Here is a 21,438-nt window from a genome sequence, read left to right on the forward strand (position 1 = left end):
TGTTGCTGACTCATACCAGGCCTGAATAGCTTCATCATCCAGCCAGAAAGTTATGGAGCCACGGTTGATGAGGGCTTTATTGTAGGTGGGCCAGTTGGTGATTTTGAACTTTTGCTTTGCCACGGAACGGTCTGCGTTGTCGGGAAGATGCGTGATCTGATCCTTCAACTCAGCAAAAGTTCGATTTATTCAACAAAGCCGCAAGATAGGTGAGAGACAGTACAATCGACTTCTGAGTTCAACTTGTCTTACCAGGAAAGCCAGCATACTTGCTGGCCTTTTTTTTGTTATAATAAACTCAGGCTTCAGCTGAATCTGTAAAATTACTGTTAATGAAACGGTATTTTAGGTTAATTTGGATGCTGTTACAGGAAGTGCGGATTTTTCCTAAATTTGTAAAAAACCTAAGAATTATCTTAATAAATCTGGTACTTAATTATTATTTTACGTAAAAAGTCTTTGTGGTTTAATGGTTATGTAAGGATTTTTTGATACCCTTATACCCGATGGACCTAAGGTCACTGACAACGATGTTCATGTAGAATCTTCGTTTCTGTAATCCCTTTTGTCCTTGTCCCAAATGATTGATTATTATAATAAAGGCTGATCGAATGCTATCTCGCAACTCACTAATACATGGTTTACGCCGAGACCAGTTAATCGGAGTTCTGACTATTTCAGAGTTTCCGGTAGTTATGGTAGAAAGCCACTTCATTCAGTCTGAGGTTATGGGAATAAAACCCGTAATTTTTAATATTGATGAGCTTCTTGTTTCTATATCCCCAATTTCCTCTCTTAAGTTCGATTGGGAGTGGGCCCCAGTTGATACAATACTCATTGAAGTTATCATTCCACCTGTAGAGTCAGACCTTGTAAGTGCAGAAAATGACTTCCTCCGTGATTCTGGTATTGGCCATATCCAGTGCGAGCCTGGCGGAGCATCAATACGACGTACAGTTACCTTCGTTGGTGGAATAACCGCTGATAACTTACTGTATCAGTTGAGGCTTATGTGCGTAAGCGCGTTAAAACTTTTAGGAGAGGAACTGGGGGATGAAGTCTAAGATTAGATATGTTTTATCTGGTTTTGTTGTGTTATGTGCATTTGCTGGAGTTTATAAAATCCTAAACAATGTTCCGGTTAAACCTGACCTTTTGGACTTCACTGGAAACACATTTAAAAAGACATCACTCTTCCTGCCATGTGATAAAAGCTCGCCTTCTTTAAACATTAAAATTGCTGATAACGAGAAAATCGTGATCAACGGCATCGCTTCAAAAGTAACTTTTGTTGAAAAGGCTGACCCCGTCAAAAGCCCTGGTTTTTGTGATGATCTTGATCTAAACAATTCTCGCCTTGTACATACGGCATCTTACAGCCTGGTGATTTCTGAAACCAAAACAGGATTTACACTATCAAATTTCAAGCATCTTGCCGATGATGAATCATTAGGCGGTATGTGGTTTTATCAAAAGTGACTTTTTATATGGCAACTTCAGACTTCGCTCTTAAAAACCATAATGTTAAAGCATTTGGTCAGGATGCAGCCCTTGTCATTGAGATGAACAATGAAGATGTTAGCTCATCAAAACCTTCACCTTTTTCAAATGAGATTGATAATTATTATCTTACATTGCACGTCGCTCCAAGGAACGCAAAAAAAGATTATGACTGGGGCTCAAACCGTTCTGTACTTCTAAAATTGTCGACGAATGAAGTTATGCAGATGGCATCTGTATTTCTTAGAATCATGCATACTTTAAAGATTGATAAGAGGAAAACCTCACATCATGGCCACGTCGTATACAAAAATATAAGCGTTACCCCAAACGAGAGGGGCGGTTTGTTGTTATCCGCAGGGATAGTTCCAGTCGATAAAGATGGCTTAAAACCCTTCATGCACATGGTCCCCGTCTCACAAATGGATTGCGTTAAAATTGGCCTCTACATACTTGGATATCTTGCTCAAAAAACGCCCTGGGTAAGCTCCGAGTCTATAATTACCGCGCTTCGCTTATCTGAAGCCAAGAATTCAAAATAGCGCATTAACATACGGAATATACGGAAAAATACAGGTTTTTTTAAATGTTATACGAACGGATATTTCTGTTTTTCATCGTAAAGTGAGTTTAATTTTGCTCAGAAAAACAGGTATTCGTCATGAGAAAATCAGGTTTAGGTTTAGCCCTGTTGTTTTCTTTAATTGCTCCGATTAAAGCGGTCTATGCTGAAGCGATTATGATTTCAGGAAAGCTACAGGCTGATTTGCCAGCCGTATCCTTTGACCCGGGGCCGGGCGACTTTGTTGCATACGTTAATTCTAACACTATCACTGCCTCAGGTGCAGGCACAGCCTGTAATGTAACGGTTGATGATCGAGCGACTTCCTCTGTTGATAACCTCGTTTGTTTTTTTGAGTGGTTACCCAATACCTTGGGATTAACTTCTAACGGCTTCACTCTTTCAGGCGTTCCCAACACCACCGGTGATTTAAAACTACCTTACAAGATTTCTTACTTCTCTGGTTCTGAACGGAAAAAAGTTGAAATAGTAAAAGGTGAATATTCAATCAAAAGTGTGGCACCGGTAAAACCAACTATCACCGGTCTTAAATCATCCCTGAACGGATTAGTCTATGACGGCTTTTCTTTCAAATCGTATTTAAAGGATGAAGCGATCAAAGATATCGCTGTTTCTGTTGAACCCCGCAATTATATTCAATACATCTCAATAGGTTCAGGCTCCGCCTGTGAAGTACCTATTGGCGGAACTTCCTGTACCATTGAAGTTGGAAGCATTAAGGCCAGTGATACAGATGAACTTTTGGGTTCACGTGATATCACAATTACAGCAAACTCTAAGAATAATTATTTCGCACCTCCTGAATCCAAAAAGCTTGTTGTTAACTGGGATTATCGGCCTCCTGTAGTAGACCATACACTTTGGAATTTTACCGATGAGGCTAAAACAATCAAAGTAGGTGGCCAGGACATCTATACCGGAGCCAAAACCGTTGCTGTGGCCGTTAAGGTACCCCAGCAAGAAACAGAAGGTGAATGGTGGCTCCCAACAGCTATGTCGCTCACTATGACTCCGGATGGCGTGTTTAAGCCGACGACTAAAGTGACTTTAGATGATGGCACTGAGATTGATTTCAAACAGTCCTGGGCAACCCCTTTACGTAGAACTTTACAGCCGGTAAGTGGACCTCAAAAAGTCGGTGATGAGTACCTCTATATCTTTGACTTAACGGATCTTATAAACGGGTCCTACGCAGCGACTTTTACAGTAGAAAATACGAGCAAAAACTCTTCTACGTACACTGAGCCTGAAAGCAAACTGATGCTGTCTGATAACCCAACGCTTATGGTTCTCAAAGATGGGCAGGTATTAACTAAACGAGCACCCGTATACTTCCTGAACGAGATTATCGTTGCAGCTTTCCAGGGGCAGGCTGGGGTTGCTGACATAAAATCAGTAACAATAGACAACAAAGTAGTTTCGTTAACACCTACAAATTATAAAGGTATTTACTACCTGCCGGTTGGAGACGATTTAGCAGTTAATTCGGATCACGAGATTACTGTGGTGGCTGAAAACCTTTATGGAAAAAACGTAAATTTCAGTACCGTGTTCACTTATCAACCTACTGGATTCACTCTTAAGAATCTGGAAAAAAACGTAACTCTTTACTCGCGCGTACGTCAGTATACGGACCTGCTTAGTCAAACAGCTGGTGATAAATGCACTCTGTTTACCACAGAGGAAAATGCGAATGCTTACCTCGCCTGGTATGGGGAAAAATCAGATGTTACAGCATGCTACCCTCAGTGGAACAATGTCCCTGATGGGTTGGAGTTCTATTTTAAAGGACGTACCCCGGGTCTAACTGGATTCTTTAATAAAACAGGTGAGAATCTGCTCGACTATCAAGTCTATATGATTAACGGGAAGGGCTCTAAAGCGGTTTCCGCAAGGAATCGCCGTACTCTGACCACACAATTACCATACAACCCGATCATCTCTTACAAAAAGAATAAAGTCATAGCAGGCATCAATCCGAACACTGCTCTGGCTTATACGACCGGGGGGGAGGCCGCTCGAATATTAGCGAAGGTGGTACCAGCTGACGTTACGATGATCGTCTCTCAAAACGGCTCTGAGGCTGTCAAAACGTCATTTAAAAATCGTTCCTCAAACAACGATGCAACGACCTTTGTACAAAGGGTCAAGGTTGCTGCTGCACCATTGTGGACAAAGAACGTCTTTGACATAGCTGTAGAATACTCAAAGGATCCAGAATTAAGAACTACAGACACCCTCAACGTATATACGGTGCCTGATTTCAATATTCGAGCATCGATGGAAGTGGATGACAAAAAAACAGCCACATCTCTTGAAGTGCCCTTAAAGGTAACAGTGGGGCGTTATAACAACTCCACACGTAAAAGTGCATTTGACCGTAAAACAATGGGAGAATGGGACGTCACGATATACTCTCAAAAAAGTGTATACGGCAAAGATCCAGAAACAGGCCGTTATAAAACTACATACGAAAGAACTGCGCTGACTGAAGCATTGCCGGTCAATGATGCGGGCATTGTCGAAACCAAGATTAAAATTGAAAATATGGATCTGGGTAATATGCGTCTGGTTGGTGTGGCTAAGGTCAGATCGCCATTCTCTGATTTTGAAATGAAACGTGAGACCAGTGCTGTAGGCATTCGAATCTATAAAGGTGAGGAACTGGAGGGTAACCTGTCGAAAAGCCTTATTATCGGAAGGATCCCACTTAGTACTCTGGTAAGCTTCAAATCTGCCAGTACGGCTAACTCTGATGCACTCGCCCCCACCGAATGGCAGCAGTCCTCTGATAATGGTCAAACCTGGACCATGCTTTCCGACATGACCGGAAAGAGAAGTGTAAGTATCAAAAAGACAGAAGTAGGAAAGTGGCTTTATAGGGCAAAAATGACTAATAAATTCACATCCAAGATTTCCTACACAGATGCCTTAACGGTAGTTACCTACAAGCAGCCTAAGCTCAGTATAGATGTTACAGACATTCTTCAGGGCTCAGATATACCTGTAACCCTGCTTGATAACGATGAACCTATACCAGCAGGCACCGCTGAGGTTCTCTGGTCAGAGGATAAAGTCAACTGGGTGCAGGGAGATACAACTTACACTGTGGCTTCAGCTGATACCCTACCGTCTACGATTTATGCCCGGATGCGTTACCTTGATTCCGATGAACTGGCAGAGGAGTCTTCATGGAAGGAAACGTCTGCTCGGTTGGCAGCCGCAAAACCCAAGCGCCTTTCTGTCTCGGTAACGGGGGTTTCAAAGGTAGAGGTTGGTCAAAAAGTTACTTTGGAAGGTAAGTTCACGAACCCTAACAGTAAGTACCAGAATGGTAATAACGTAGTTGAAGAATGGAAAACACCGGATGGCCAGACATTTAAGGGCTCTTCACTGTCTGTTACCCTTACTGAGCAAATGTTGGATAAACAGGGATATGCTGCTTTTGAATACAGTGCATGGTTAGCGGACAATAAGGAGAATACGGTTTCTACCCGTAGAGTTTCTGTCAAATCGTGGGTTTATAAATTTCCCGAGATGAAAATAAGCTCCAAACTTAAATACGACATGGCACCGACCACCCTACGCGTTGCGTTGAGCGGTATTAAGGATGGAGACTATCCTGGTGTTACTTATTCCCGTGAATGGATCTACGACAAAGAGAATCTGGTAATCACTAAAGATGAAGGTGACACCAAAGAATTTACAATTGAAAATCCTGGCAAATATACATTGATGGTTGTTTTCAAAGATAACCGAAACAATGAACAGCGTATCGAAAATACCTTTGTTGTCGATGAACAAACGCCAATGAACGTTGAGATGACACCCAAGTTCTCTAACAAATATATGAGAGCTCCACTCGATGTAACCTTAAGGTCAAACATCAAGCTATCTCATTCGGCGGACTCGATAGATACGGTCACATACAAGGTGAACGGTGAAGTAATACCCAGCGGCAAAAATTATTGGGCTCAACTGATCTCGGGTTTAAAAGAAAAGAAATACGAGATTACAATTGATGTTGTTAGTAAACTTGGACAGAGAGGTTCAGCATCTGTTGAGTTTGATGTCGTTAAAAACGCAGTGCCTAATTGTACATTGAGCTACACGGAAACCAACCTAAGCTGGAGCTTTACCAATAAATGTGATGATACTGATGGAAAAATGGTTAGATATGAATGGTTCATCAACGGCGAATTAAGGAACGTTTTCGGTAGTACGGCTACACTTTCTAAAAACCTTAACCGTGGTAAGCAGGACATAAAAGTAATTGCTTATGATGATAGTGGAGACTTTGCAACACAGCACGTGACAGTTTTCGGACCGGCTGAAGAGGCAAGTAAGTCTGAAAACACTGTATCAATACCAAGCAGTGAGTAGTTAATTTTTAAATATAAAGCCGGGACATTATGTCCCGGCTTTTTTATACCCAATAATTGGACCTTTGAAAAATTAATGTCGGAAAGTAACTTTGCTCCAAAGGCATCTTTCATGGCCGCTAACAAAGCTGCGTATACATGCTGAGGAATTAACATTCTTATAGGTGAATATTAGGTTGGTTTGCAGACTTCCGAGCGTTGAAAAACATGGATAATAATTACTTGGATAGAGGTGCATCTGCCTAGTAAAAATATTCTTCAGTGCCAGTGAGAAAAATATGAGCGACTACATACCTAAAAAGAGAGGGCTGCTTATACTGGATTGGTATGTCCCCCTTAATATTTTATTGCTGATTCTCGTTATGTGTGTCTTTTTCACCCGTTATACATTTGGATACGGTTTATTGAATGGGTGCCTGCCTGCTGATTTTTATATGATTGATCATTCGGATAAAAGTATTAAAACTGGTGAACTCATAGCATTTAACATGCCGAAATCGGTACGTTTTATCCCAGAAAATGAACGAGTCATAAAAATTGTTGCCGGTGTGGGCGGTGACAAACTTAAAGTAACAATGGATGGGGTTTATAACGGGGACAAATTTTTTGAAGCTAATGCACGTCGTATTTCGAAGAAATACAATATTCCGTCCATTTTGATTGAAAAAGAATTGATAATTCCTGAAGGCGAAGTTTTCCTAATTGGGCAAACCGATCACTCATGGGATTCCCGTTTTTGGGGAACAGTAAAGCTGAATTCAGTAATTGGGAAAACATATGCGATCTTTTAATGTAAATAAAAAATATTTACCAATACTTCCTGGACTTGCGTTATGTGCAGTTTTAAGTAATACAAATGCAAGCACTGAGTATCAACATGATGCTGACCTAATCGCTCAGCAAGCAAAAGGGCTTGGGGCACAGGCTAAAGGTGCACAGCAGCCAGATGGGGCTCTTAGCCTTGATGCTACGCTAAAATCACCAGATGTGCAGAAGTACATAGCGCAAGCTGAAGCACTCCAAAAAAACCAGGACCTGAGCAAGCAAATAAACCGTGGTTACGTCCCCGGTATGAATGCGGATAGTGTTCAAGCAGTTATAGACCATACCCAGGCTATCAGGGCCCAAAGTAATAACTCTGAAGCTGTCAACGATATAATTAGAAGACGTGATGAAATTCAAGAAAACGCCAGCCTTAATGAAGCGGCTCTGAAAGCTGTGGAAAATAAGCCGGAAGTCATGCGAGGACAATCTAAAAATATCGAAAAATTGTTTGGTTCCTCGGGCATCACAGCTGCTGACTTCGAAAGAAAAATGGATAGCACACGTGAAGAAGCACTATCAACTGAAAATGGAATAACGATCTTTGCTTCATTTAGCTTGCCGGATTATGTACTGGAAGACCTTCTACGTACGGCCTCAGAGCATAAAGCTCGTGTAGTTTTCAATGGTCTAAAGAAAGGAACTACTCGGCTACCAGAGACACAGGCAGCAATAAACCAAATGATTGTCAAAGGAAAATTTGAATCTCCTTTGATTACAATTGATCCTGATAGCTTCAGTCAGTATCAAGTAACTCAAGTACCGACAATTATTTCTAGGGAGCAAGCTCGTTTTGCAAAAATGGTAGGCTCCTTCAACGTTGAGTTTTTTCAGCGAGAACTTGCTAAAAAACCCGATCAGGATATTTTCCCGGTTGCTGGTACCACTTATCCCGTTGAAGAAAAGAGCATCATTAAAGAACTGGAAGAACGTGCACAAAAATATGACTGGGAAGGTGCAAAAAAAAGGGCCGTTTCTGACACATGGAAAAATCAATGGATGGTCGACCTCCCTCCTGCCCAGGAACACAAAGAATTTTTAATTGACCCTACAGTGAGGGTCACTCAGGACGTAAAAGATAAGCAGGGCCGTGTAATAGCTTCCGCCGGTGAGTTGATTAATCCACTTTCGAGATTTCCTCAAAACCTGACGATGATAATTTTCGATCCACTCAATCCGGGCCAGCTGGTATGGGCTGAGCAGCAGTATCGACAACGTCTGGGTAGTGGAAAAGTAATGCCAATGTTTACCCGTATCCAAAAAGATAATGGATGGGATCACCTAAATGATTTACGTGAAAAATTTAACGGTAAGGTGTTTAAAGTTAACGAACAGATCATCTCACGCTTTCAGATTAAAAACACACCTGCGCTTATAACTACTGACCAAGATAAATTCCGGATCACCCTGTTTAGCGAGGCAGAAGTCCGTGGTATCGGAGCCCCAAATCTTTCAGAGGAAAAATAAGATGAAACTCGGATTTATTATAGGCGCTCTCTTTGCAACATGGCTGACGCTAAATTATCCGGACCAGATGAGAAGTTATTTTACCAAAGCCGTCGACTATATCGAAAGTGTTGCAACATTTATTACATCCAAGTGAGCATGATGGTGAAAAAATTCAAAAAGTTACTTTTAGAGTTCATTGTAGCAGTTATGCTTTCGCTTTCTATACCGGGTATGGCTATGGCAGCAGATGCTGGAGTCCCTGGGGCTATGTGTCAGTCAGCTGGAGTGTGGCAGGGCTTGATTAAGAATATCTGTTGGAGCTGCATTTTTCCCATGAGGATAATGGGCATAGGGGCAGCTCCAGAAGGCGCTGCTCCTTCACGTCCGGGTTGCTACTGCACAGATCAGAACGGCGTACCGGAAATAGGTTGGCAATTGAGCTTCTTTCAGCCGGTGAAGATTGTAGAAGTTGTAAAGAGCCCCTGGTGCAGCCCCTTTCTTGAAGGCACGATGCTTCAAAAATCGCAGTTTGATATTGGTAAAAGCAACACAAATCAGCCAATGACAGCAACTGAAGCCGGATTTTACGATGTTCATCTTTGGGAGTTCCCAATCATGACAATGCTCAAATTACTGATTATTGGCGAGTGCACTGCTGAACCCTATATAGATGCCAGCCTGACCTATATAAGCGAAGTGGACCCTATGTGGGAAAGTGATCTGCTTACACTCGTCCTGAATCCAGAGGCAGTAGTTTTTGCAAACCCAATTGCCTCAATGGTGTGCGCTGCTGACTGTGTAGCAGTAACAGCAGGAAAGGATAATCTCGCTGCATACTTTTGTGCCGGATGCGATGGCAACCTTTATCCATTAACCGGCCACATTTACGCAAATGATGACGCTGTAAGGACGAGTTCACTGATAACCCAGCGTCTTCTGACTAAACTACATCGCCAGGGAATGCTGATGCGAACGATGGGAGCAGACGCAATGTGTGAGAAAACGTGGGAATACTTTACACCTCGTTCCCAGTATCGGCTTTCAATGCTTTTCCCAACTCCTGAGGCGAAAGGGCCGGATTGCTGTCATCGTCTTGGTGATTCGGTACATGACTGGTCAACCCTTAAAGGTGGGCGCAAAAAAATAGGCAATGATAATTATGTCTATATGTTGTGGCGTTACAATGACTGTTGCGTCAGATATATACCAGGCGCTTGATTTCTAAGGGTAAAAATAATGAAACTTAGAAAAACGATAGCTTCAACTATTATTGCATCAATGATTGCCAATACTATGAGTTGGGCTTTTTATATCTCTCTCATAAATATGGTAATGACTCCTCGTATTTATGCGGCAGACGCTATATTTGACCAGCTCGAAAGTAACTTTAATCTTGCTAATCCTAACGCAAATCGCAATGCGACAACCAGTGCTCAGGACATTGTTGAGAAGTACAAGAATGCGGATTCAGGCGAGAATGTCAGTGGGAAGATCACCGAGAAATACGTGGGTAAAGCCGAATCCGCTAATCTTAATCTCGGAAAGTATGGGGCAGGGAACTCAAATGAAAGTGTCATGAAAAATGCCGCATCCGATGGAAAGTCCATTGGTAGCGCCGTACAACTGCCGAGTATGTCTGGAGGGACAATCAATTCAAACTATACCAAGGAAGGGGCAAAGCTGCTCTCTCGGGATGCTAATGGCAACATTGGTATAAGCAGTAATCCCAATACTACTCCTGGAACCAAAACAAATACCGGAGAGATTTTCAGCTCAGAGCAAAAGCACAGCGATATTAAGTTCAATGCCGCAGATCGTTATGGGGATGAGGATGGCTTTGTAAACGATATAAAGAATCGGAAAAGCCAGTTATTTGATGCTCAAAGTTATGATGGCGTTGCCTACCGCACCCTCGTAAATGCTAACAAGGACAACCCGGCATCATCTATAAAGCCTAACGATCCCATGTTTACTGCGGGGAGAAATGAGATAACAAATGCTGTTGCTGGTACTGGAAACTGGCTTCAGAACTGTAATGTTGAGACCTCTAAAAAAACAGTAACCACACACTATCCTGATTACAAAGAGTTCTACTGTAACTCGCCTAAGCAAGATAACTTCAGCAGCTGCACGATAACCCGTGATTTTTCAGTCCCTGTTTACATTTCAGGCGGAAACGGAGACATGTCGATGTGCGGCGATAATTGTGTGCGTATATGGTTTGGTCGCCGTGATGACAACTACTGGAGTGACGGGGTATATGATAACGAACTGACATTAAAATTCCATCCGGATGCAAAATTGGCCTCAGCAAAGATTGTTAACGCGGAGTGGGATGACCACATGCGGGTAACACTTGATGGCACGCAGATTTTTGCTCACATAGATGGTGCATATCGAGAAAGTGACTATCCGGCTCCTAAGGGATCTTGGGAGTTAAAAAAATCGTGGAAACTCGACAAGGTTTACGATGTGACTGATAAGGTCAGAAAATCGGTGTATGAGGAGCCTGATCGAGAAGTGACAATGGCATCCAGAGTATGGGTTGGTGGGAAGGGTGAAGGGTATTTTGAGGTTGAGCTGACTTTTGAAAATATGAAGCTCGAAGATAAGCACGTCCAGGAACCAGCTGGTTGTTACGATGCTGTACAAGCTCCGAATACATTCTGCCGTTTCGATCGGTTTAAAGATATGGATGTTGGCACAAAACGGCTTCCGGAAAGCGTGCTTTCATTGGCAAAGCCTCTGTATGAAGGTGATAAAGGATTTCTTACCTGGAAGACAAACCTTGAAGGCTACTTTTGTGATCCATTGGCCAAAGACAAAATTTGCTCTTATGACGCTAGTGGAAAAATTATGAAAGACGCTAATGGAAAGGACCTCTGTTACAACTATGAAGAAATAAAGAGTATGCCTGATGCATGTAGTGCTTATAAAAATGATGCAGCATGTGTACTCGATAAACAAACATGTGCAGAGGGTTGGTTCGATGAGGGCACTAACAGTTGCTACATGTATGAACAGAAATACACCTGTGACAGAGGGAAGGATGTAGTTCGGGAGGTTGAATCTTCTACAAATGCCTGTGTTGGCATGATCCCATGTTCAGGTGGAACATGCGAAACTGGGCCAAAGGAAGAGAACAACGATTTTGGAAAAGTTGCGGCTTATTCAAACATGGTTCAGTACATGCAGGGCGAAGCCAAATGCGAAGACCCTAACGATGCCAATTCATGTTCCGTCTTTGAAGGAAAACCTGAATGGTGTGGTCGTTCAGTAGGCTTTGTAAATGGCCTGGCAAAGACGGACTGCTGCGAAGCACCACAGGGAACCGCAGGAGCACTTGAAGGTATCATGCTTGCCGGATCTATGATCAGAAACACAAACTGGACCAGAGTTAATGCTCAGCTAATAAAATGGACCGGCGGTGATACAGGTACATGGGCTTCTATGTCTAATGCGGTCGGAGAGTGGACTGCATCAGCTGGTAAAACAGTAGGGCAAATGTGGAACAACGTCACGAGCTCCTTAACGAGCGTATATGAAAACGTCGCTGGTAATCTAAGCAGGGCAGTTGGGTCTTCCGCAACTTCTGGAGGGGCAGGAGGTGCTGGCCAGTTGGCACAGGAAACAATGTCCAGCTTCGGTATAGGTCAGCTTAAGCAGATGGCAATGAAGAAAGCCTACGAATTGCTACCAGATACAGTTCGTGACTTTGTCTTTAAGAACGTTGCTACTACCGGAGGAGAGGTTGTCTTCTCGGCTGCGGTTCAAAACTTTATGCTTGCATTAAACGTGATCGGTTGGATTTATACAGCCTATCAGGTCACTAAAATGCTTTTAGAAATGTTGGTAGCATGCGACCAGAAAGAGATGGAAGCTTCTATTCATAAGAATCAAAAATCCTGTTTTACATTAGATACGGAACGATGCGTCAAATATCTGAATGTTGGTTTCACAAAGAAATGCGTTAAAAAAGCAACAGACATGTGCTGTTATAATTCCATGTTGTCACGCGTTATTATGCAACAAGCTTATCCGCAATTAGGAATAGACCCTGTCGCCTCTAATTGCGTGGGGCTATCAATAAAGCAAATACAGCAACTGGATTTCGATAAAATTGATCTGACGGAGTGGATTAATGATGCAGTTCAGGTAGGAGAAGTTCCTGATCAATATTCAAAATTCTCCGAAGAATCAATTGTGGAAAACTTACCATTCCAGAATGAGAACTATCAACTTCCATCAGAACGTACCAAGGAAGCAATGGGCGGTGAAGAAAATATGATAAAGGCCAGACAAGAAAATGCTCAGGCTATAAAAGAGGAAAATGTAGATTGTAGCTATTTACCTCGACCGGCCATATGTGAGGTAGGTTCAACTACGCTGGATCCGGTTACGGGCAAGCAGTTGCCGAAATATTGAAGAAGGGGCCGTTAGGCCCCTTTTTTAATTACTTGGCTTTCAATGTTTTTTCTGGGAAGCCTTTTTTACCGTATTCACCGGTAAAGAGGTAATAATCTTTTCCGTTGATGGAGGCTGCAACACCCCCTGGAGTTGTTGTATTTGGGCTATCAGAACGGAAAATGATACCCGAAAAATCAGCGCTTGTTTCGTTTCCTTTAAATGGGATGAACACATAACGAATTACAGCGTAATCACCAGCGGGAAGGTTTAGCTCAGGAATTTCGGTTCCTGTTGCGGGGCGAATCGCCTGAAAGCTGTACATTGAATCTGTAGGGAAAACATCAGCATCAGGCTTAGAGGGCAGATCACAGGTACTCCATTTATTGACGACTGCCATATCAATTTTACATGTGGCCAGAGCTGCTTTCTGTTTTTCAGGGTTGTATCCAAATGAGGCCTGAGTTGCTTTTGTATGCTCAAAAACATACTTAGCTCCCTCACGTACCAAACTTTCATCATTGTAAGGCAATTTTTTTGGATTGGGGACGAACACTAGGTATTGATTGACCTGGATGTATTCGGCGTCAGAAGAACTGTACAAAGAGCTGAGGCTCATGATCCCAAAACCTTTTAGACCGCCTGTTACGTAGCCCATCGAACTATTGATGAGATACTTAGAAAGAAAGTTGTCGGCATCCCCTCCAGGAGTAACCTCTTGCTCCTTAAAATTAACGTCGAAACCAGCAAACGAATAGGCATTCTTGGCGACAGAATCATTTGCATTAGCATGCCAGTACTGGCCGTGACTGTACGCATTCAGAGCGGTGCCTGGCGTAGTGCCGGTGTCACCGGCACAACCCGATAGGGAAAAACCAATGACGACAGAAGAGACCAGAGATACTAAACGTAAAAGTTTCATTTAAAGCCCTTTTTGTAATGTCTTTTGGAGATGGAACCATTATTCCATAGTCACGCGTTTCACAAACAACCTGATTGCATAAAAAAGGAAAAAAAGTGATTTCCAGTAGAACCAGCAGTACACAAGAAAAGCGCTTTTATAAAAATGTATAATTATTAAAACGAAGTAATGAGGTTGAAATGGGTAAGCCAACAGAAGAGCAAAGACCTGTTATCGAGAATGCTAGCGCAAACAATATGGTGATAGCAGCGCCTGGATCAGGCAAATCGTTCACCATGATAGAAGCGGTTATATCGATTCTCAAAAAGTATCCATATGCAAGAATCGGGATGGTGACCTTTACTCGCGCTGCAACAAACGCACTTGCAGCAAAGTTACAAAAGCGATTGAGCAAGAAGGATCTTGACCGGGTGCTGGTGGATACTTTTCACGGACTCGTTAAGAAGCAACTGGACATGATTCGCTGGCCGGGAAAGATGTTGATAGGGCCAGCACAGAGATCTGTCATTCACCGGGCTTTGAAAGAATCCGGTGTAACGATGAAGTTTGCTGAAGCTGAATTCGTTATTGATGCTATCGGCAGAGAAATGGATACGGATGTGATTTCAGTTCGGCATAACAGACAACAGATCCATTTGTTTAATACCTATCAGGCGTTATGCCAGAAAGACCATGTGGCGGACCTCAATGCTCTTTCAAAATTTGTTGTCGGTCAAATGCATTCGGGAAAAATGCGCACGTTAGATTTGACACATTTGATAGTAGACGAAGTTCAGGATACTGACTCTATACAATTCTCATGGATAGCATTGCATACAAGAGCTGGAGTCTATACGAGTATAGTTGGAGACGATGATCAGGCCATCTACTCCTTCAGATCCTCAGGAGGAGTCAAAATATTTCAACAGTTTGAAAAACACTTCAGACCTAACATATTTTACTTAAACACATGCTTTAGGTGTGAACCTGAAATTTTAGAGGTGGCCGGAGCACTGATAGGAAAGAATGTTTACCGTTATGCCAAAGAGTTACGCTCGGCAAAAAAGGGAGGGGGAAAGGTCACTTTTCGTTCATATGTAGATATGGAGGAACAGATACAGGGTATTTTAAGCCTTATAAATCAGGATCCACATGGATGGGCAATTCTAAGCCGCAATAATGCTCACTTGGATGAGCTAGAAAGTTTGATCGAACAGCCAGTAATTCGTTACGGAGGTAAATCATTCTGGGATGAAAAAGAAACAAGCGATGTGTTAAGCCTTATGGCCTTTTTCCGACAATCAAATGATCCTCGCTTAATGAAGAGAGTATTGGCATTGTTTGGAGAACAGGAATCAGTTTTGGATGAAGTGGCATTGAGTATGAGAGGAAGAAAAGTTACTTTTGGCGACCTTGCCATCCCGGAGGACAGTTCTCTCGAAACAAAAACATTACATTCAAACTTCGTGCGCTTTACCCAGGAAAGTTCTGATAAAGTTGAGATAGCAAAACGTTTCGCCAACCTTACGAAATGGATGGAATCGTCGTCAATCAAGATGAGGAGTAATAAAGGTACAGCAACCTTAACAAAAATTGCTTTAGACACTTGTAAACAGTGGGCAGAAAAGACTGGTTGGATGAATATGATAAATCGTGCTGCTGCAATGTCATTAGGCCCTAGGAAGAAGGACGAGGAATACAGCCCAGAGAAAGTAGTCCTATCAACCTTGCATGGTTCAAAGGGTCTTGAGTGGAATAAAGTAATAATAATGAGTTGTAATGCGGATCAGATACCAAGTAAAAGATCAGTTGGGGAGGAGGCAATAGAAGAAGAAAGACGTTTGCTTTATGTTGGATTTACGCGTGCAGAAAAGCAACTTTTTGTAATGTGGTATGGTGATCCTTCTTTCTTTTTAAGAGAATGCAGTGAAGAAAAGATGAAAGAAGCAGCTAATATTCGAATTTCTCCACTTTATACAGAATAATTCGATATGGGCATTTACTTATGCTTAAAGCTATAGTATAAAAACAATGAGCTTAAATATCAGCTCCCAAATTTGAGTAACTTTGCTTAAAGTTACTTTCGCGTTAAGCGTTGATTTAGCCGTGAAAAGCGGCCAGCTTAAACAAGCTGTAAGACACCACCGGCAAAATGTCACCTTTGTCGCTGGTGCACTTCCCATGCCTGCAAAAGGCAATCTGAATTTACCAAACCGTAACTAATTTAGCTCCTCCTGGGGCTATTTTTGTTGCGTACTTCTAATGCCAGATAGTATAAATCAGGCGGTTCATAGCTTACGGGAGATGAATGACAGGCTTTGCCTTCGTGTTGAAACAAAAATTTGTTTCTTCCTTCTTACTATATATAGGTGACCCCAAATGTCTAAAAATAAAGCTCGCAGTAAAGCCCTTCATCAAACCTTTAGTGAAATTATTCCAGAGATGGATAAGGCGCTAAACAAACAGCTCTTAGAAGTTCTGATGAAATATACAGAACGTGATAATGAACTGATTGTTATTTTGAATGAGGACGGCCCAAATATCATTGAACTTAAGTCTCTTAAGCCTGTGTCTTTGTTGGCCGAAAAGCTTTCTGCTTATTCAAGCTATTATCATGTGGATGTTGTGGAGCTCGTGGTCAAGAAAATTGATTTCGAAGGAGCTTATAAGCTTCTTAAAGCTTCCCCAGATGTACCACTTTTTAAAAGCTTAACTGAACTGGATAAATATCTTGTTGAGGAGTTTGAAAAATACGGATTAAATTCATTTCTTGACGTGGATAATCTGGATTACTCACTTGAAAAAGCCAGTGAACTCAAAAATGAGCAGTTAATAAATTGGGTTTCGGACATCATTTGCAAACGTGAAAAATTAACTTTACGTAAGCGTTTTGATGTCGCAGTAAAGGCCCACTACGAAAATGTAGAAAAAATGTATGATACCATTCGTCCGTTAATGAAAAAACTGGGTTTCCCAGAAGATCTCATGACGCACACCTTTAGTGAGTTAAGCGTTTTTGAAACTAAAGGATGGGACCATGCAATAAAATCGAAAATTGAGACTCTCGCTAAGCGTGAAACTCAATATTTAGATGATGCGGCTAAAGCAGAGAATCGACGTCTTGTAACAGAGAAGTTGGAGAACTCTTTAGCGATTGCACCAACTAAACCAACAAGAAATTGGTTACATATTGCCGGAATTGCCTGTTTGGTAGTCTGCACGTTCATGTATGTAACTAATAAATTTATTTAATCCTGTTAAGGGGGAACCCTAACGGGGCTTCTCTTTGAACAAATCGAGGAGCGGAAAATGTCATATCTTGAATATATCAATGAAGTAAAAGTGTCCGGGATAGTTATCAGTGCTGTGGAGAAAAAAATGACTGACCAGAGTATAGGTTTGTTAATAAAGCTCAAAAATAGGATGAAGACAGAAGTTGATGGTGAAATCACTGAGAGAGAATTTTCAGTTCAAATCAAGGTGTCGCCTGAAATGTATTCAACCTGTTTCACTGGTATAAATCAGGGTGATGAGTTGATGGTCTCCGGTTATATTGTTGTCGATACTATTATGATTGAAGGGAGAGAACATCCTCTTGACTACATGAGAGTGGTAGCAACAAGTAAGTTGGCTCACATACCTAAACCTCTAAAAGGTTTTGGACAAAGTAGCTTTAATCAGATCTGACATTAAACCCACCCTAAAGGGGAGAAATCCCTTCATGGGATTTCTCCTTTTGGAGTCCCCATGAAACAAAAATTTAGGGCTACTGCAATAAGTAGTAATCAACTTAGTTTTTTTTCTATATTCGATATAGATGAAGATGAAATAACGCAAATAGTTGATTCACCCAAAGAGCATTTAAATGATGCATACACGTCCGGATTAAACTTTAAATCAGATGAAAGTAACATTTCTGAGATAAATTATGATTCTGAAAGGCGTGAAAATCACCTTTATGAAAAATCCAAATTACTTAAAAATCAGATTTTGCATACAATTAATTTTGCAGCAGAAACAGATTATCTATATTCGGTTGAAGAATATAACCCAGATTTGGGTGGTCTGGTAATAGAATGGACCCCTGAGGATGTGTATGTTGTTTTTCTATCCGCTATGGAAGAGTCTTTGGAAATCATTAAAGAACTAGTGTTGAGGAGAAAGTTATTCTTCAAAGATGACAATGGTAATATCACAGTGAATCCACTTTTAGAAGCTGAAACACGGTGGTATATGTCAAAATCATTTGAATACACTTGTTTATCTCATGGACTTGATGCATGTGAATTTAGAGCGGAATTAAAATCATGGCTCTATTATCATTCGCATCGTTCGATTAGTGAAAACACGAAATTAGCTGAATGCAGGAATGATGATGAAATCATTTTGCATGATTGCAATGACGATATGGGCTGGGACATCTTCTTTGATCAGGATTATTTAATGTCAGAAAAAAAACTGGCTGTTAAATGGACTGACAGGGAAATTATGGATGTTTACATAAAAGCTTTTAAATCCACATTAGAGTTGTTTGACGAGCTTGTTTCATGTGATCTGTTAACTAAACGAAACGCTTTTGGCAAGTTAGAAATAAATCCAATATTCGAAAATCATTTTGAATGGATCATGTCTGAAGCTTTTGAAATAGTGGGAAATCATCTTGGTTATAATGTGCCTCAAATCAGGAAACTGATGGCAACTATTTGCCAAATGAATCTCAAATAAAATGCCACTGGCAAACATCTGCCAGAGGGCGGTGTTTGCATTTTACCGGAGTTAAAAATGTCTAATGCCGCTATGAAGTTAAATGAAACATCTTCTGATGCTTATGAAAAATTAGAAGCTCTTCTTTCCCCGGATGTTATAAAGTTAAAACATTATGTGGATAAAGGTGAGTATCTTTTAGTTCTAGCAAAGGACCTTTTTGGTATTCCAGAAATGGATCCAAAGATGGCTGTGCCTGTTTTCAAAACTAAAACCTCGTATCGAGCTCCGCTGAACAAAGACTACATACCAAATCCCCGAATACTTGAACAAGTGGTTAAACTGCTTATCAGTCCGGATATAGATTTAAGTGTGTGTCTTAAAGGTGAGTCCGGTTCTGGCAAGACTGAAATGGTAATGTACATTAGCCACATGATGAATTGGCCGCTGACAATTAAGCAGATCAACAGCAATATTCGAGTTGATGAGCTTGAAGGTGAGCGCAGTCTTAATGGTGGTAATACAGGTTTTGTACACAGCGATTTGGTAACGGGATTTCGTAATGGTCACCTCATTCTTCTGGATGAAGTGGACAAAATCGATCCTGATACGGCAGCAAAACTTCACATGCCCATTGAACGTAAGCCCTGGTCACTCAGTGCTAATGGTGGTGAGGTTATAACTGCTAATGGCTACACGCGATTTATTGGTACTGCAAACACAAACATGAGTGGAGGCGCTCGCCGGTTCGTTTCTTCTCAACGTCAAGATGCAGCTTTTATAAAGCGGTTCTTGATAGTTGAAATGGAGAAGCCCGACAAAGTTGCTTTAACCAATGTGCTTACTAAACGATATAGCTCTTTGCCTTTTCAGGTCATTGAGAAGTTCGTAAGAGTAGCGATTGCAGTAAATGACTCTGGTACAGAAGACAGTGTGATGGATATTCGTCAATTAGTAGCTTGGGTTGGCACGTCGATGACGTTAAAAACCTTTAGTCTTCTTGACACTTTCAAAATAGCTTTTGCTTCTGCTTTACCTTTACATGTGGTCGATCTTGTTCTTCAAGCTATAGATCTTTCTCTTGGCGAAGACAAGGATAAATCGCTGGAGTATTTCACAGCAAAAAAGTCGAGTTAGATGGGATTTGTTATGAAACCTCTGATATTTGTATCTCAGAGTTATCCCATCTTGAATTTAGTGCGTTTTTAAGTACGGATGGTGCTGCTACCATTGCTATAGCAAAAAACGGAACTAATTTTACTGGACTTATGCAACTGAATAACGACTATTCTTTATTGTTTTATCATGATGGTAAAATAAATATGGAAGGTCTAATTAAAGAAATGGAATTAAAAGGTTATATGTATCAGGGAGCAATGGGCAATGATGATGTTGCCGCTGAGTTTCCCGGTATTCTTTTAATTGCACCAGAGAAGCTTTAATATCAACCCTATCGGGAAATCTTTCCCGTTGGGGAGGGTTTCCCCTTTTTTTTGGAGAAACCCATGACTTTAAATACTTCAATGCTTAACAAAGTATCTGCAAAACAAATCTCTGAGAATTTTGCAAAATCATATCCAGATTTACTGGAAGGTGCAGTTATAACAAAAATTGAAATAAGTGGCTGTCAAGGATCGCGTCGAACCGATAAAATCGATTTGTCTTATGATGGAGATGATATTACGGATCAAAAAAGCGTATCTAAAAGCGAAGTACGTTGGATTGACATAAAAGCCCTTAGCTTCAAAAGTACGATTACCAGCAGAATATCAACCCTTTGCTCACGCTTGTGCATCCGCTATAGCAATATGTGGATTTTACCAGTTTCCAGTATGGAAGAGTTTCTGGAAGGGGCCCAAGAGATTGAACGAGAGTTTCAGGCAGGTATTCAAAACGTTGTAGACAATTATGAGATGCATATTGAGGCTGAAAAAAATAGAAGCCCAAGAATGTCTTCTTTGATTGATCAGTTGAAATTAACTAAAGATGATTTCATAAAATCCTTTAGATTTAATATTGCTCACTTTATTCCTTTTACGCCTATTAGCGTTGAAGGTGATGAAACCCAGGACTACTATCAGGAACAATTGATAACAGATCTGGCAGAAGAAGCAATGAGGGTTTATGAAAAAATTAGTAAAAATAATAATTTGCGCTCAAGTACTATTGACCGACTGAAGCAAATGCAAAATAAGATCATTAGCTTCATGTTTATACATAAAGAGGCGGCAGTACTTGCAGAAGCTATAAAACACATAATGAATAATTTACCTAAAGGTGCCATTTCTGAACCTCGCGACGTTGCGGTGTTACAGCAGTGGTTTTATTTCATGAGTGATGCTTCAATGTTAAAGCGTATTATTTCAGGAGAGCAAAAGGTTACTGACTGGTTGGAATCTATTACCAGATCATTTAATCAAAGCTCACAAACAGAACCGAACGCGCTACAGAACACAGGTATTGAAGCTATTTTAGATTCAACAAATGTGTTTCAGGTTGAACCTGTCGTAGAGAACGATATAAAAAACAGCACGTTTTCAAACACTGATTCTGTAGCTGAACCTGAGAAATCAGTTTCGCAACAGGAAGACAATGCTGAAAATGGTTTTGATATCGAGCTCAAAGGCTGGTAACTGTTTGCTTTATTAAAAACCCCAGATGGGTACTTCACCATCTGGGTGAGTACCCCTTTT

Annotated in this window: 16 protein-coding genes and 1 pseudogene; 15 read left to right on the plus strand and 2 right to left on the minus strand. The window is 41.2% G+C overall.

Translation table 11 applies throughout. The features are described from left to right. Nucleotides 1–168: pseudogene (locus ACOTX2_RS18915) on the minus strand (IS5/IS1182 family transposase); the annotation flags it as partial. Nucleotides 169–611: 443 nt separating this feature from the next. On the opposite strand from ACOTX2_RS18915, the gene hdtA reads away from it, so the two are divergent. The 8 genes from hdtA (at nt 612) to trhN (ending at nt 13,161) form a co-directional block, all read left to right on the plus strand. After that, nucleotides 612–1,064: a H transfer determinant A gene (hdtA, locus tag ACOTX2_RS18920; RefSeq protein WP_000952689.1), complete on the plus strand. Its 453-nt coding sequence runs from the start codon at nt 612–614 to the stop codon at nt 1,062–1,064. Beyond that, complete coding sequence (locus ACOTX2_RS18925; protein WP_000836981.1) at nt 1,054–1,479, plus strand: hypothetical protein; 426 nt, start codon at nt 1,054–1,056, stop codon at nt 1,477–1,479. Before hdtA ends, ACOTX2_RS18925 begins: the two co-directional genes overlap by 11 nt. Before the next feature lie 8 nt (nt 1,480–1,487). Further along, nucleotides 1,488–2,042 (plus strand): plasmid transfer protein, encoded by a 555-nt coding sequence (locus tag ACOTX2_RS18930; protein WP_000235773.1) that lies wholly within the window; start codon nt 1,488–1,490, stop codon nt 2,040–2,042. Between the two features lie 119 nt (nt 2,043–2,161). Further along, on the plus strand, nt 2,162–6,466 hold the full coding sequence (gene rsp, locus ACOTX2_RS18935; protein ID WP_001232109.1) for an IncHI-type conjugal transfer protein RSP: 4,305 nt from the start codon (nt 2,162–2,164) through the stop codon (nt 6,464–6,466). 277 nt (nt 6,467–6,743) lie between these two features. Further along, on the plus strand, nt 6,744–7,256 hold the full coding sequence (gene trhF / locus ACOTX2_RS18940; protein ID WP_001286760.1) for an IncHI-type conjugal transfer protein TrhF: 513 nt from the start codon (nt 6,744–6,746) through the stop codon (nt 7,254–7,256). After that, nucleotides 7,243–8,754 (plus strand): TrbC family F-type conjugative pilus assembly protein, encoded by a 1,512-nt coding sequence (locus ACOTX2_RS18945; protein WP_001256132.1) that lies wholly within the window; start codon nt 7,243–7,245, stop codon nt 8,752–8,754. Before trhF ends, ACOTX2_RS18945 begins: the two co-directional genes overlap by 14 nt. Before the next feature lie 144 nt (nt 8,755–8,898). Next, complete coding sequence (gene trhU / locus ACOTX2_RS18950) at nt 8,899–9,954, plus strand: IncHI-type conjugal transfer protein TrhU (RefSeq protein WP_181231580.1); 1,056 nt, start codon at nt 8,899–8,901, stop codon at nt 9,952–9,954. An 18-nt stretch (nt 9,955–9,972) separates the two neighbouring features. Beyond that, nucleotides 9,973–13,161 (plus strand): IncHI-type conjugal transfer protein TrhN, encoded by a 3,189-nt coding sequence (gene trhN / locus ACOTX2_RS18955; RefSeq protein WP_000776701.1) that lies wholly within the window; start codon nt 9,973–9,975, stop codon nt 13,159–13,161. A 28-nt stretch (nt 13,162–13,189) separates the two neighbouring features. Here the strand turns inward: trhN and ACOTX2_RS18960 are convergent, their stop codons facing one another. Then, entirely contained in the window at nt 13,190–14,062 is an 873-nt protein-coding gene (locus tag ACOTX2_RS18960; protein WP_000771834.1) for a hypothetical protein, read from the minus strand. Between the two features lie 179 nt (nt 14,063–14,241). Between ACOTX2_RS18960 and trhI the strand changes: the two genes are divergently transcribed. The 7 genes from trhI to ACOTX2_RS18995 all read left to right on the plus strand — a co-directional run bounded on the left by trhI (nt 14,242) and on the right by ACOTX2_RS18995 (nt 21,378). Next, nucleotides 14,242–16,026, plus strand: a complete 1,785-nt coding sequence (trhI, locus tag ACOTX2_RS18965) for an IncHI-type conjugal transfer helicase TrhI (protein WP_044704554.1) — start codon at nt 14,242–14,244, stop codon at nt 16,024–16,026. Between the two features lie 394 nt (nt 16,027–16,420). Then, nucleotides 16,421–17,293 (plus strand): hypothetical protein, encoded by an 873-nt coding sequence (locus ACOTX2_RS18970; RefSeq protein WP_000041927.1) that lies wholly within the window; start codon nt 16,421–16,423, stop codon nt 17,291–17,293. Nucleotides 17,294–17,350: 57 nt separating this feature from the next. Next, the gene (locus tag ACOTX2_RS18975) at nt 17,351–17,728 is read left to right on the plus strand and encodes a hypothetical protein (protein WP_000120822.1); all 378 of its coding nucleotides are present in this window, start codon (nt 17,351–17,353) and stop codon (nt 17,726–17,728) included. Between the two features lie 60 nt (nt 17,729–17,788). Continuing rightward, entirely contained in the window at nt 17,789–18,766 is a 978-nt protein-coding gene (locus ACOTX2_RS18980) for a hypothetical protein (RefSeq protein WP_000810361.1), read from the plus strand. Between the two features lie 57 nt (nt 18,767–18,823). After that, nucleotides 18,824–19,882: an ATP-binding protein gene (locus tag ACOTX2_RS18985; protein WP_000063335.1), complete on the plus strand. Its 1,059-nt coding sequence runs from the start codon at nt 18,824–18,826 to the stop codon at nt 19,880–19,882. Nucleotides 19,883–20,013: 131 nt separating this feature from the next. Further along, entirely contained in the window at nt 20,014–20,187 is a 174-nt protein-coding gene (locus tag ACOTX2_RS18990) for a hypothetical protein (RefSeq protein WP_001176645.1), read from the plus strand. Nucleotides 20,188–20,250: 63 nt separating this feature from the next. Continuing rightward, nucleotides 20,251–21,378, plus strand: coding sequence for a DUF3150 domain-containing protein (locus ACOTX2_RS18995; RefSeq protein ID WP_000174396.1), 1,128 nt, complete (start codon nt 20,251–20,253; stop codon nt 21,376–21,378). The last annotated feature ends 60 nt before the right edge of the window (nt 21,379–21,438 follow it).

Source organism: Enterobacter cloacae complex sp. IR5412 (assembly GCF_049237385.1).
Lineage (GTDB): Bacteria > Pseudomonadota > Gammaproteobacteria > Enterobacterales > Enterobacteriaceae > Enterobacter > Enterobacter intestinihominis.

Coding starts and splice junctions, on each gene's coding strand:
- hdtA (WP_000952689.1), top strand. CDS start 612: ATGCTATCTCGCAACTCACTAATACATGGTTTACGCCGAGACCAGTTA.
- ACOTX2_RS18925 (WP_000836981.1), top strand. CDS start 1,054: ATGAAGTCTAAGATTAGATATGTTTTATCTGGTTTTGTTGTGTTATGT.
- ACOTX2_RS18930 (WP_000235773.1), top strand. CDS start 1,488: ATGGCAACTTCAGACTTCGCTCTTAAAAACCATAATGTTAAAGCATTT.
- rsp (WP_001232109.1), top strand. CDS start 2,162: ATGAGAAAATCAGGTTTAGGTTTAGCCCTGTTGTTTTCTTTAATTGCT.
- trhF (WP_001286760.1), top strand. CDS start 6,744: ATGAGCGACTACATACCTAAAAAGAGAGGGCTGCTTATACTGGATTGG.
- ACOTX2_RS18945 (WP_001256132.1), top strand. CDS start 7,243: ATGCGATCTTTTAATGTAAATAAAAAATATTTACCAATACTTCCTGGA.
- trhN (WP_000776701.1), top strand. CDS start 9,973: ATGAAACTTAGAAAAACGATAGCTTCAACTATTATTGCATCAATGATT.
- ACOTX2_RS18960 (WP_000771834.1), bottom strand. CDS start 14,062: ATGAAACTTTTACGTTTAGTATCTCTGGTCTCTTCTGTCGTCATTGGT.
- trhI (WP_044704554.1), top strand. CDS start 14,242: ATGGGTAAGCCAACAGAAGAGCAAAGACCTGTTATCGAGAATGCTAGC.
- ACOTX2_RS18970 (WP_000041927.1), top strand. CDS start 16,421: ATGTCTAAAAATAAAGCTCGCAGTAAAGCCCTTCATCAAACCTTTAGT.
- ACOTX2_RS18975 (WP_000120822.1), top strand. CDS start 17,351: ATGTCATATCTTGAATATATCAATGAAGTAAAAGTGTCCGGGATAGTT.
- ACOTX2_RS18980 (WP_000810361.1), top strand. CDS start 17,789: ATGAAACAAAAATTTAGGGCTACTGCAATAAGTAGTAATCAACTTAGT.
- ACOTX2_RS18985 (WP_000063335.1), top strand. CDS start 18,824: ATGTCTAATGCCGCTATGAAGTTAAATGAAACATCTTCTGATGCTTAT.
- ACOTX2_RS18990 (WP_001176645.1), top strand. CDS start 20,014: ATGCAACTGAATAACGACTATTCTTTATTGTTTTATCATGATGGTAAA.
- ACOTX2_RS18995 (WP_000174396.1), top strand. CDS start 20,251: ATGACTTTAAATACTTCAATGCTTAACAAAGTATCTGCAAAACAAATC.